Origin of the sequence: Colwellia sp. BRX8-4, assembly GCF_014077345.1 — a bacterium.
GTDB lineage: Bacteria > Pseudomonadota > Gammaproteobacteria > Enterobacterales > Alteromonadaceae > Colwellia_A.
This window is the reverse complement of record NZ_JACGVS010000009.1, coordinates 72,379-84,673: the sequence shown is the minus strand read 5'-3', so window position 1 is coordinate 84,673 and position 12,295 is coordinate 72,379. Positions and strand designations below refer to the sequence as shown.

Sequence of the window (12,295 nt, the reverse complement as noted above, 5' to 3'; positions counted from 1 at the left end):
TGAACATAGATATATCGATATATTTACCCTGCTTTTCATATAGGAAGATCCATGAGACACGAAGAATTACCTGAAAATCATTCAGATCCATTGTTAAAGGTACTGCATCGCTCGATTCGATTTGCGATAAGAATACTGGCCTTGTTAATGGTATTAGTGATCTATTGGAGTATCGCTGATGTGGTTTATGTACTCTATTTGAAACTATCGATGCCGCCTTATTTTCTTTTAGATATTGATGATATTTTACAAACTTTTGGCGCTTTTATGGTGGTGTTAATCGCGGTTGAAATCTTTATCAATATTCGTTTGTACCTTGGCTCAAACGTTATCCCGGTAGAATTGGTTGTTGCCACAGCATTGATGGCAGTTGCCCGTAAAGTTATTGTGTTAGATCTTAAACTTGTTTCTGCAGATCAAATTGTTGGTCTTGCTTTGGTGACTATTTCTCTTGGAGTAACGTACTGGTTAATAAAAAAGAAAAGTACGCAAGCTAACGAGATAATTAAGCCAGAATCATAATTTATTGACTTCTTACATATAATTTTGAGTTGTAGTGTCCGTTTACCCCAATGAAAACATTAATGTTAATGTTAAATTTAACGTTTTCTTATGCGGTTTATCTGCTTGTTAGTATAAGTTATTAAGGCTAAATTCAGCGTATAAGTTAGCCTTAATACTTCGATAAATACGAATTAAACACCTAGTATATTCGAATCTACATTAAATAAATCCGATAATAAATCAAGACTCCTGCTAAGGAATAAGCAGTGAGTCATGATATTTTTGTTTTTTAACTTTCTTCCCCTGTTACCGCCAAAGGTGGTCATGGCTCATTAGTCAATGAGCCTGCGGGTAAAAAATTTTGGCAGCACAACTATCAGGCTAAAGACCCGAGTTGATTATTGAGAATCGACTAGCTTGTCTTGAGTTTTAAGTTCAAAATCACTGGCATCATGGCGTTCATGTAATTGTTCTTCTAACTCTCCCCAAGTACGATTGACCATTAAACCACGCTTAACAGCTGCTCGATTGCCAACTTCTTCGGTCCATCGCAATAAGTTTTTATAGGATTGCGTTTGTAAAAACTCTGCAGCTTCATAGACTTTATTTTGTACTAATGCTCCATACCATGGCCATATAGCGATATCTGCAATAGTGTATTGCTCGCCACACATATATTTATTATTGGCTAAATGACGGTCGAGTACATCGAGTTGTCGTTTAACTTCCATAGTGAAACGTTCTATTGGATATTCAAATTTTTCGGGTGCGTAAGCAAAAAAATGACCAAACCCACCGCCTAAATAAGGGCCACTACCCACTTGCCAAAATAGCCATGATAAGCATTGTGCTTTAAGTAACGGCTCTTTGGGTATGAAGGCAGCAAACTTTTCAGCCAAATGCAGAAGTATCGCGCCAGATTCAAAAATGGGCAGTTTATTATCGCCACTATTATCAACTAAAGCCGGTATTTTAGAGTTGGGATTGATATCAACAAAGCCTGAGCTAAATTGATCACCGGCCATTATATCAATCAAGTGCGCATCGTATTCGGCTTCTGCTATATTTAACGCTAATAGCTCTTCTAACAAAATGGTGATTTTGACACCATTAGGGGTAGCCAGCGAGTATAGCTGGAAAGGGTGCTTACCTACGGGCAAGTCGCCTTGATGCGTTTCTCCTGCAATAGGGCGGTTAATACTGGCAAATTTACCACCAGACTCTTTATTCCATTCCCATATCTTTGGTGGTACATAGATATCTGTAGACATTGTAGACTCCGTAATTATGATTGAGACCATCATTGAATGATCCTGGCGTTTTTAACTAAGTAGTAGCAAATTATAAACCGATAATATCAGCTTAATCTGCTGAAAATAATGGTGTTAGTAAGCTAAACCCGCAGTGTCTTTAATTTAACTCTATTATTTAAAATTCAACTGATATTTATTGAGTAATTCTTGATAGTAAGGAGACGCTTTTAACTGCTCAGTGAGTTGCCCAAGTGTGGTATTTATTGCTAGCGAGTCTTTTCTCTTCTTAGTTAGCGCCATATATACAGGAGTCATTGATATATATGGCTCTATCGCCTTAACTTGAGCGCCAACCTTTTCTTTTAAAATTAATTGATTAAACACTAATGGGTTACTGATTAACATATCTATTTGTTTGCCGAGCAACAGTTTTAAAAGTACTTCTTCTGTTAATGCGGGCAATTTATTTAGGTAGCTGGCACCATCAAAATATTCGCCGTAGGAATATTCTCTAATAGTGCCGACAGAGTAGGGTATTAGCTGTTTTAATTTTCCATCAAACTCAAAATTATTATCTTTTAAAGTGAATAATTGATTAATTTCATTAGCATAAGAAGGCTCAATAAAATGATACATTTTTTCGCGCTTCGGTGTTTTAAATAAGGTCAGTATTAAATCGATCCTGCCTTCTGCAACCAAGTGAACGGCCCTTGGCCAAGGAAGAATAATAAACTCAAAATCATAGTTTGAATGCGCTTCAATATAATTAAGAACCTCAACCGAAAAACCTTTTATTTCACCATTTTCTGGATAGTAAAATGGGTAGTAACCAATATTTTCGGTAGCTACGGTTAGAATTGTTTTGCCCTTTTCCAATAACGCCAAATCTGGCTTTGCGCTCGATTGTGCTAATGCACTTAATGAGCAAAGGAAAAGTAAAGGTATTATTTTTATAAATTTCATCATTATAGGCAGTATAAAGCTTTATTTTTATTTATCTAGCAACTATTGATAGTCAACTTAAAGCCAGTAAAGAACATGATTAGTTGTTAACGTTTTCACCAATTATCTGTTTATACCATATATTTTCACTGACAAAGTCCGTTGTCGACTTTACTTTGTCAATAAAAGTTAAACCGTTCAAATGGTCTGATTTATGCTGAAAACCGGTCAATAAAACTGGCTAATTCTTTTTGTTATTCAATACCTTGTCAGTGATAATGTCGGAACCTGATGACACTGTACCTTGGCACAAAACTGCGCATCTTAGGTACACTTAAACAGTCTTCTCAACCTTTTGTTATTTCAGCTGATAAGGTCAATACTTCAGGATTGAACATGGCCGTTGCTGGTACTTCTCATCTTAAATATTTTCAACCTCAACTGCACGTTGCCTTAATACAGCACCGCTTATATGGGCGATAGAGTAGGGATCGGACTTTAGTTGTTTAATCTTTTGTTTTAATGGTTATTTCAATGTTTTTATTGTCACCGGCAAACCATTTTTGCACATAGATAGACCCTAAAACGGGGGGCATTCCATTCTCAGGTACTTCTTTATATCGAATACTGTTTTTATTGTGCTTTTCAAACTCGAAGTTAATCACTTTCTCAGACACCGGAAATTCACCTTTATTTACTATAAAGATGTATTGTATAAGTGCTGTTAAATAAATTCTAGTACTAGATACTCTCTATATTTCAGAGAAATATCAGCTTGCGTTACTTAGTATTAGGACTCTTTTTATTGTTGGCTATTTTTTATTTTGCCACCCCTGATAATTTAAAAATATGGCTTAGTGATACATTTCGAGAAAAAATAGCGCTATCATTGACGCAACATCCTTTAATAATGCTATTTTGACAGTAAAATTAAGTCACTATTGCTAGATAAACAGCCATAGGCTGTTGAGTAAAACGCGATTGAATGCTGATATAAATATTAATTTTCTTAATCATATTGACAAAATAAGTGCTATTGATTGGCAAGCGTTAAATAATTCACCTAGCCCTTTTCTTGCTTATGAGTTTTTTAGCGCGCTTGAAAAAAGTGACTCAGTTAGTGTTAAACAAGGTTGGCAAGCTCATCATTTAGTGACATCAACAAACGGTGATGTCACAGGTGTGATGCCGATGTACTTGAAAAGCCACTCTTGGGGGGAGTATGTTTTTGATTGGGATTGGGCCGAGGCTTATCAACGCAATGAGATAAATTATTATCCTAAATTAGTCGCAACTATTCCATTTACCCCCGTAACCAGTAATAAATTACTTTCAGAAAAACTCCAAATAAATGAGTTGTTTGCACCGCTCATTGAACATTGCCAGCAAGAAAATATTAATAGTTGGCATATATTATACTGTGATGAAATAAAAACAGTTTTACCAGCGGATATTTATCAACGTAATACGGTGCAATTTCACTGGTTTAATCGTGATTATAAAACCTTTGACGACTTTCTAGGTACGTTTACTTCGCGCAAAAGAAAAAACACTCGCAAAGAAAGGCTGTCTATTACTCAACAAGAGATTAAAATTCGTCAACTGAAAAATAGCGAAATTAGCCGACAAGAACTTGATTTTTTCTATCTAACTTATCAATTAACTTATTTAAAACGGGGTCATCAACCCCACTTGAGCTATGATTTTTTTAAGCAAATAGTGCTTAGTATGACTGATAATATTTTATTGATCATCGCCAGTCATCAGCAAGAAGACATCGCCTGTGCGCTCTTTTTTTATGATGATACTCACTTATATGGGCGATATTGGGGCTGTACTAAACATTATAATAATTTACATTTTGAGCTTTGTTATTATCGAGGTATCGAGTTTTGTATTGAACACAACTTGCAAGTTTTTAACCCGGGTACTCAAGGTGAACACAAAATTCAACGAGGCTTTGAACCAACATTAACCTACTCTTACCACTGGATAAAACACCCAGCTTTTAAGGCTGCAATTAAAAATTTTTGTCATCAAGAGCAACAGCATATGCTAACGTACCAGCAGCAATGCCAGCAGGCGTTACCTTTCAAAACGTTAGCTACCAATGAATCAACTTAAGAAAAATAATGAATAAACCTTTTTCCCAAGCATGTGAAAACAATAAATTACCTATTTTGAATGTTTTAACCAAAGTGTTTGCAAGTGCTAAGCATGTCCTTGAAATTGGCTCAGGAACAGGGCAGCACGCGGCCTTTTTTGGTCCAAATTTACCCCATCTAACCTGGCAAACCAGTGATTTACTAATAAACCACCAGGGTATTAATGCCTGGCTCGATGAAAGCAAGTGGTTGAATGTAAAAAGGCCGGTCGTCGTTGATCTAAATAGAACTTGGCCTAAGCTTAATCAAAATGCCCCCCTTGATGGCGTATATACCGCTAATACACTGCATATCATTAGCTGGCCATTAGTGGTTAAGTTTTTTGAGGGGCTTGCGCAAAACTTATCATCTTCAGCAAGTATTTGTATATACGGACCTTTTAACTATCAAGGGCAGTTCTCTAGTGAGAGTAACGCAGACTTCGATGTGTGGCTTAAAGAAAGAGATAAGAATAGCGGTATTAGAGATATTGAGGCAGTCTTATTATTGGCAACGTCAGCAGGACTTGAGTTAATTAACGATCATCCAATGCCCGCGAATAATCGGCTATTAGTTTTTTCTAAAATATAAAAATTCAATATCGTCAATATTTAACGCCGCTCTCGATTTCAAGCGATTAACAAAAATTGATTAATGGCTTGATGAAAGCCGCTATTTGAAATCGCCGATGTATTTGTTGACGATTGTCTGGATCTCCCCATTACTTTTAAGCTTTTCTACTGATTTTTTTAATATTTTCATTGTCTGGGTATTTATCTTCTTTTTAGAAAAATGAAGTACAAAATCTTTGAAACTTAGTTCTAATGGTGAATTCAATACCTCAGGTTTTATGCCAAGTTGCTTAGCGTTGTAATATAATCCAACATTGGTACCAATACAGCCGTCAATTCGACCACTGATTAACAGTTTTAGCATTTGTGTGTAATTATTGACTTCAACTTTATTAATGGCGGTATCATTATCAAAATTGACATCAAATTCACCGCCTCGCACCACTCCCACTGTTTTTCCATGGAGATCCTTTAGGCTTCGATAGTGAGTTCCCGCCCTAGACAGGATAATAATTGGCATAGTGATCACTGAGACTAATGGGATGGAGATCGCGGGCAACTGATCATTATTGAAACGTAGCACAAAATCTGATTTGCCTTGTTTCAGGTGAATAATAGTACGAGCATAAGGAATTATCTTATTGGTATAGTTAAGCCCTGCTACTTCGGCAATTCTATTACTTATTTCGAACATCATTCCAGTTGGCTTACTATTGTCCCCAATAAAGCCAAAGGGAGCGACATTGATTGTTTCAATCTGGAGTGTTTGCCCGGAAAGTGGAAAAACATTGCCTATTAACGTCATCAAGGTAATAAATTTTACTAGCATATTTTTATTACGTTGTTTCATTACGGCTCTCTTATTATGAAAAGATAACTGTTCAACTTGCGATTAAACGTATACGAGAATAGTGTTAATAGCACACAGCTAACCACCAATTTTACTGGAATGTGTATTTAATTAATTAAACTCACCATGTTTTTTTGCCACTTCTTCCTGATAGTTAACAATACACCACGTTGCTCAAGTAGCATCATTGCATTAATAAGGTTATCTACAATGACTTGCTCTGTGTTTAAACTGCAAGCAAAATGAAAGTTGAGTGTTAACGCCTTGAACTGAAATACATTTTTATATTTTGTTGTTTCTCCCAAGTTTTTTACTCTATTTCTAAGTAAATCATCATTGAGAACAACTAAATCAATATGGCGACTAGATAGGTCTAATAATTTTAATAAGGCATCATAATTGTCAACCACATAAAGGTTTTGGTTTTCAATAAATTTTTTTGATAATAAAAAATGGTGGGTAACATCATCACGTATCACCGCAATGTTATATTTTTTAGCTTCTTCTATAGCAGAGATAGTTATCTGACTATTACTAAGGGAATAAAGAGAGATGGTACTTGAAGCAATATGTCCAACCCACTTAAACAAAGGCTCACGCTCTGGGATACGAGCAAGTGAATATATACAGGTGTTTTTTCCATGCTGTGCTCTTCTATAAGACAACGCCCATGGGTGAGCACTGATGGCGTATTCATACTGAGCTTGTGCTAACGTCGCTTCGACTATTTCTGTTGACAAGCCTTCTATTGCATTGGTAGTGACAATTTGAAAAGGAGCCAAATGTTCAGTAAGAATGCTGATCTTAGTGGCAGATACTTGGCCGCAGTAAAATACCAATAACAACACTAAGCCAAAAGCTAAATTTTTCTTTAGTCCTTTCATAAATTTTATAATTTCATCCATCATATTTTAAACTATAGCTTAGATAATCATTTTACCAACCCCCTCAGGAAATTAATGTTAACGGGATAAACTTTAAATAGCCGTCGGTACTTCTTGATAGATTTTATAAGGTTAAATACCGTAATAATAGGGTTATTGGCTTAATGACCCGTAACCACTTATCCCCTTAAAGTAACTTTGCGGTTATCACATATCTTTCATTGCTATTACTGCTCGAGTTATTAAAAGGGTAGCATGTGATTAATATTAATGATGAATCATCAGCTAGCAGGGGCATTTGACCTGTTGAAGCGTCAACAATGTTAATCGCTTCAACTTGATAAAGCTGGCTTTGACCATATCGGTCAGTTAATGAAATAATATCCTTCATATCTACCTCGTTTAAAAATGAAAAGTGGCTATCTCTATGGCCAGCAACCACAAAAGGTTGAGCACGGCTGACCTGGTTGAAAGGAGCAATAGCCCCGGCTGAAAAAGCGAGTGTGGTTGGGTCGCCGCCATTAAGTATCACCAGAGACTTTGCTAAGCGTTTAAATGAAAGCTCGGCAATAGGGTAGGTATCAGCCCATGGCCAAGGTTTTATTCTTTGCTGTAAAGCCAGTGTCTGATGCCAGCTATAATTAATTAATTGCTGAGATAACCAAGCTTTAGTAGGCAACCAACTGGCTTGTAAACACAGCAAGCTACCGATGATCAATAAGGATGTTTTAATTAATTTTTTCAAGGTTGACCACCCCTTAATTTAATACACTGATAACCCCGCAATATAATAGCCTCGCTCATAGTTACCAATAACAAGAGTGCCATGCCAAGCAGAAATTGTAATTTCCACCCTAATGCTGTTTTAGGCATAGCGACCATTAAACTTTCATGGGCTTGAAAAACGGTATTCTTAGCGAGTAATAATCCGTTTTTTTGCTGTTTCTCTAAGGCTATAAAACTGGTATAGGGCGATATGATTTGATGCTTGAGTGAGGTAGTAATAACCTGAAACTTCACCTTAGCTTTATCTGCTCCGCTGACTAAGCTATCGAGTAAGCTATCGAGTAAGCTTTCTATTTTTCTACGCGCCCAAAGGGATGAAATACCGGTTGAAGATTGCTCGCTATCAATAATTAATTCTTGGTACCAGGGCGCAGTGACGGTATCACCTGTTAATTGCAAACTCGTGATAGGAAACTGAGATTTTATCGCTATTTGCAAGGGCTCGTCGAAATATAAATCAGGGATGCTTTTAGGATAAACCTCGAGGTGTTGATGAACTCGGCTGTCGATGATTAAGTCGATATTAGTGATTGCGGGTTGACTTATTTTAGTCATAAAGTCGCTCATCTTTTGTTGAACATCACTTTGGCTTTGAATGAAAACATAACGACCCCTACCAAATTGAGCGGCTTTCTTCATAAAGTAACCATTGGGCGCAGCGCCTATGCCAACGGTGTATAAACGAAAGTCACCTTGAGCATTTTCAAGCAGTTGCATAAGTTCAAATTCGTTAGCGACAGCGCCGTCGGTAATAAAAACTATTTGGCGAATAGCCTGCGCTGCTTGCACAGCACTTTTTTTCATCATCAAAGCGTTACTCAAGGGACGGTACATTTCAGTGCCACCATCGGCCATTAAGTGACTAATAAATTGTTGCGCTTTTTTAATATGATGACCTGCAGCCATTTTGGTGCCGGTAAAAAGTAATTCGGTAGTGTCATTGAAAGCGATAATATTAAAACTGTCTTTATCGTTAAGTTGTAATATAGCTAACGAGAGACTCGCTTTTGCTTGTTCCATAGCCGAACCTTGCATAGAACCTGAGGTATCAATGATAAAAATAATATCTCGTGCGATCACTTGTGCAAGGTCTGTCTTTGGCGGAAAAAAGGTCAGCAGCGTATAATATTCATCTGCTACTTGTTCAGTAAAACTGCTGATTTTAGCTTGCTCACTGGCTAATAATCGCCAGCTTAGAACGAAACTTTTATTAGCGACCATTTCGGCCTGATTTAAGGTAATAAAGTAAGCATTTTGATGGGAGTTTAACGCGCGCATCACTATTTTATGACTAGCACTGGAAATTGCAGTAATCGCAATACCCGAATTTAAGGAAATATTAATAGATGATTGACTGCTGGCAATTGAAGGTAAGTGGCTAGGCGCTTTTGTGGTTGATGCGTGCAGCTGTGCAGGTAATTTATCTGCAGAGTACGCTATTCGTTGCTCTGTAAGCTCAGAAGCTTTTGCTACTTGTGGATTTTCAGATAATGGCTGGGATAATTTGGGTTGGTACCTTTGAGTCATTGCTAGTGGTAATCGTAGATCAAAATTACCCTGTGAAAAAGAGACTGGCATCATAAAAGTTAGCGTAACAATAACGCTTGCTTGTGGTGGAATATTAGCAATTTTATTGATAAACAAATTAGCTTGTTGTTGCTCGAGTAAGCTCGCTTTTCTTCCTTGGCTTTTCGCTTGTTGATATACAACCTTAGCGGTGTTTTTTGCCATTATCTCGCCAACTATCTCATTATCGCCAACCTTTATCATTAACCGTTTTATTGCAGCATCTTCAGGTAAGGGAAATTGATAGGTTCCTTCTAAAGCAATCGCATGAGGATTAACGAAGGTTTGTTTTATTTCTACATAAGCAATTAAACCATTAATCTCAACATTGGTCTGAATATCAAGGGGTAAATTGGCTTGCTTTGCTGGATTTGGGTGATCAAATAATAATTGTGGACCATAAATAAGCGTATTATTATTGGCTGTATTTTCAGTCAAAGCCATTTCACTACTTTGCGCATAACGCACTAAAGCCAAAGAAGACAATAGGATAAGAAACACTAGCAGTGATAACTTTAACCATTTATTTCGACGTTTTTTATTCTGTTGTCGGTAATAGTATGAGTCTTGGTAATCTATAAATTGTCGGTTTTTTCTAGAAGTAAACATCACTTGCTCTTTTGTGTAAGTAGTAGATGATATTAAAGCAAAGCATTGAGCGTTAGCGGGGGCGGTATTAGGGCAAAGTACTGACCAAATATGTCAATAATAGGGCAATTAAGCTTTGCTGACGGTTAACACTCTCAGAACATTACAAAATTCTTACAATTTACTCACAATTATTGTATTGCCTATTGGGCTGTTTCGTATTAATTTTACATCTAGCGAATCAAGCGCAGGCTTAGCTAGTAAAGTGTTATAATGTCTTCATCATTAAGGGTTACTTGAAAATTTTATGTGTAAACAGTTATTAATAAAATTTTGTCTTATGTTTTCAGTAGCGACGCTTGTTGGCTGTACATCTATAGGCATGAGTGATTTGTTTTTTGGTTACAGTCAACAGATGCAAGAATCTCGTTCAGCTCAGTTAAGAGGTGATTTCGTTGTTGCGACAACATCAGTTATCTCGGTTAATCGCCAGCATAATAATTATGGCTTGAGCCAACTAGAAAAAGCCCGTTTACAGTTTCTTTCTCATGATTGGCTGGCGAGTCAAAAAAGTTTTGAATTAGCCTACCAACAAGTTCAGGCTGAAGAGCAAGCAGCGAAAATACAAATAAGCAGTGGCTTGAAAAAAGTTAGTGCGGTGGTGACTAATGACAATGCCATTGGCTATGAAATACCTTCATACGAGCAAGGTATGTTGCATTCTTATCAAGCGTTAAATTATTTATATCAAGGCAGTTTAGAGGGCGCTTTGGTTGAAGTGCGCAGAGCTAATTTAGTGCAAGAACGTGCATTAAAAACTAATCAAGTTGAACTCTACAAAGCTGAAGAAGAAATGGCCGAAAAAGGCATCAACAGTAATAAATTATATGAGAACTTCCCATCAATGGATAACCTGATTGGCGATCTAAAAAACAGTTTTCAAAATGCTTATACTTTTTATCTTTCGGGTTTATTGTATGAAACAGCTAAAAAGTTTGATGATGCCTATATTGACTATAAGCGAGCGCTAGAAATATATCCCAATAATACGTTTGTGCAACAAGATGTCTTGCGATTAGCCAATAAGCTAAATATGAATGAAGAGCTTGCCCGCTTTGAACAAAGGTTTGGTCGCTATCAAGGGCAAAATAAAATAAACACAGGTCAAATAGTTGTTATTTTTGAACAAGGAATTGTTAGTGCAAAAGAAGAGGCAAGTTTAAATTTACCTATCTTTAATACTCGCTCAGATTTTAAATTTTTCACTTTTGCTTTACCTGTTTATCGAGGGCGCTTACCGGCATTAATACCTTTGAGTATCAGTATTGATGAAAAAAGTTACCTTTCGCAAGAAATTGTCAGGCTTCAGTCTTTAGCAAGTAAAGACTTAAAAGAAAAATTGCCGGGTTTGGTAACAAGACAAGCGATACGTTTAGTCGCCAAAGAGCAGATACGTCAGAATTTGAGCAAGTCGGGTGGCGATGTCGGTAATATTTTAGCCAGCCTTTATAATATTGCTTCAGAAAAAGCCGATACTCGCAGTTGGTCAAGTTTGCCCGATAATGTGCAAATAATGAGGTTGGATAATGTTGTGGTAGGTCAGAAAAAATTGATGATTTCATATGCTGGTAAAAAGCAGGTCGTTGACATTGACGTAGCAGAAAATAGAACAACGCTCATTAATTTTACCGCTCTGGGTAACTTTACCGGTTATCAAACTATAAATTTGTAAGGATAAAAATATGCATTATTTTATAAGAATTTCAGCTATTACCGTGTTCAGCTCAATATTTTTTCTGGGTTGCGCTGCGCCAATAACCTCGGGGATCGGCACCAGTGCGATGACACAAGGTGATGAGTTTTCGAAGCATTTAGAGGTCCATAACACTAAATTAGCACAACAGCTAAAAATTATTGATGTAAAATCAAGAAAAACCAATGATTTACTAGAAATAAACCTACAGCTTAACAGTACCTATAAAAAGTCATTGAAATTGCAATACCACTTTAACTGGTTTGATGCGCAAGGATTTGTGATTGAATCACGAAAAACACCCTGGAAGCCACTTGAATTACATGGTTTTCAGTCAACAAGCTTAAGTGGACTCGCACCGAATGAACAGGTTGCTTCGTTCACTGTTTATGTGAGAGAAATCCCAGAAAAAGCTTATAGATATTAAATATTAAAATTTATTACGTTATATAT

The 12,295-nt window shown here is 36.7% G+C and carries 13 protein-coding genes; 6 read left to right on the top strand and 7 right to left on the bottom strand.

Annotated elements, in window-relative coordinates:
- Nucleotides 1-51: 51 nt before the first annotated feature.
- Entirely contained in the window at nt 52-522 is a 471-nt protein-coding gene (locus H4J56_RS09540; protein ID WP_182170271.1) for a phosphate-starvation-inducible PsiE family protein, read from the top strand.
- Nucleotides 523-902: 380 nt separating this feature from the next.
- Here the strand turns inward: H4J56_RS09540 and yghU are convergent, their stop codons facing one another.
- Nucleotides 903-1,775, bottom strand: a complete 873-nt coding sequence (gene yghU / locus H4J56_RS09535) for a glutathione-dependent disulfide-bond oxidoreductase (RefSeq protein WP_182259243.1) — start codon at nt 1,773-1,775, stop codon at nt 903-905.
- A gap of 153 nt (nt 1,776-1,928) precedes the next feature.
- Nucleotides 1,929-2,723: an ABC transporter substrate-binding protein gene (locus tag H4J56_RS09530; RefSeq protein WP_182259242.1), complete on the bottom strand. Its 795-nt coding sequence runs from the start codon at nt 2,721-2,723 to the stop codon at nt 1,929-1,931.
- A 267-nt stretch (nt 2,724-2,990) separates the two neighbouring features.
- Here H4J56_RS09530 and H4J56_RS09525 point away from each other — a divergent pair, with 267 nt between their 5' ends.
- Nucleotides 2,991-3,182: a hypothetical protein gene (locus tag H4J56_RS09525; protein WP_182259241.1), complete on the top strand. Its 192-nt coding sequence runs from the start codon at nt 2,991-2,993 to the stop codon at nt 3,180-3,182.
- 23 nt (nt 3,183-3,205) lie between these two features.
- On the opposite strand, the gene H4J56_RS09520 is transcribed toward H4J56_RS09525, so the two are convergent.
- Nucleotides 3,206-3,376, bottom strand: a complete 171-nt coding sequence (locus tag H4J56_RS09520) for a hypothetical protein (RefSeq protein WP_182214298.1) — start codon at nt 3,374-3,376, stop codon at nt 3,206-3,208.
- 304 nt (nt 3,377-3,680) lie between these two features.
- Between H4J56_RS09520 and H4J56_RS09515 the strand changes: the two genes are divergently transcribed.
- Nucleotides 3,681-4,823 carry a GNAT family N-acetyltransferase gene (locus H4J56_RS09515; RefSeq protein ID WP_182259240.1) on the top strand — a complete coding sequence of 381 codons (1,143 nt, stop codon included), beginning with the start codon at nt 3,681-3,683 and terminating at the stop codon, nt 4,821-4,823.
- 8 nt (nt 4,824-4,831) lie between these two features.
- Nucleotides 4,832-5,434: a DUF938 domain-containing protein gene (locus tag H4J56_RS09510; protein ID WP_182259239.1), complete on the top strand. Its 603-nt coding sequence runs from the start codon at nt 4,832-4,834 to the stop codon at nt 5,432-5,434.
- Between the two features lie 81 nt (nt 5,435-5,515).
- Here H4J56_RS09510 and H4J56_RS09505 read toward each other — a convergent pair whose 3' ends face one another.
- The 4 genes from H4J56_RS09505 to H4J56_RS09490 form a co-directional block, all read right to left on the bottom strand.
- Nucleotides 5,516-6,265, bottom strand: a complete 750-nt coding sequence (locus H4J56_RS09505) for an ABC transporter substrate-binding protein (protein WP_182259238.1) — start codon at nt 6,263-6,265, stop codon at nt 5,516-5,518.
- A 107-nt stretch (nt 6,266-6,372) separates the two neighbouring features.
- Nucleotides 6,373-7,173 carry an ABC transporter substrate-binding protein gene (locus H4J56_RS09500; protein WP_182259237.1) on the bottom strand — a complete coding sequence of 267 codons (801 nt, stop codon included), beginning with the start codon at nt 7,171-7,173 and terminating at the stop codon, nt 6,373-6,375.
- 163 nt (nt 7,174-7,336) lie between these two features.
- Nucleotides 7,337-7,894, bottom strand: coding sequence for a class GN sortase (locus H4J56_RS09495; RefSeq protein ID WP_182259236.1), 558 nt, complete (start codon nt 7,892-7,894; stop codon nt 7,337-7,339).
- A complete protein-coding gene (locus tag H4J56_RS09490; RefSeq protein WP_182259235.1) occupies nt 7,891-10,110 on the bottom strand; it encodes a marine proteobacterial sortase target protein in 2,220 nt (739 codons plus the stop codon). The genes H4J56_RS09495 and H4J56_RS09490 overlap by 4 nt, the downstream gene beginning before the upstream one ends.
- Before the next feature lie 319 nt (nt 10,111-10,429).
- Here H4J56_RS09490 and H4J56_RS09485 point away from each other — a divergent pair, with 319 nt between their 5' ends.
- Nucleotides 10,430-11,821 (top strand): COG3014 family protein, encoded by a 1,392-nt coding sequence (locus H4J56_RS09485; RefSeq protein WP_220465932.1) that lies wholly within the window; start codon nt 10,430-10,432, stop codon nt 11,819-11,821.
- A gap of 10 nt (nt 11,822-11,831) precedes the next feature.
- Nucleotides 11,832-12,269 carry a YcfL family protein gene (locus H4J56_RS09480; RefSeq protein ID WP_182259234.1) on the top strand — a complete coding sequence of 146 codons (438 nt, stop codon included), beginning with the start codon at nt 11,832-11,834 and terminating at the stop codon, nt 12,267-12,269.
- Nucleotides 12,270-12,295: the final 26 nt, after the last annotated feature.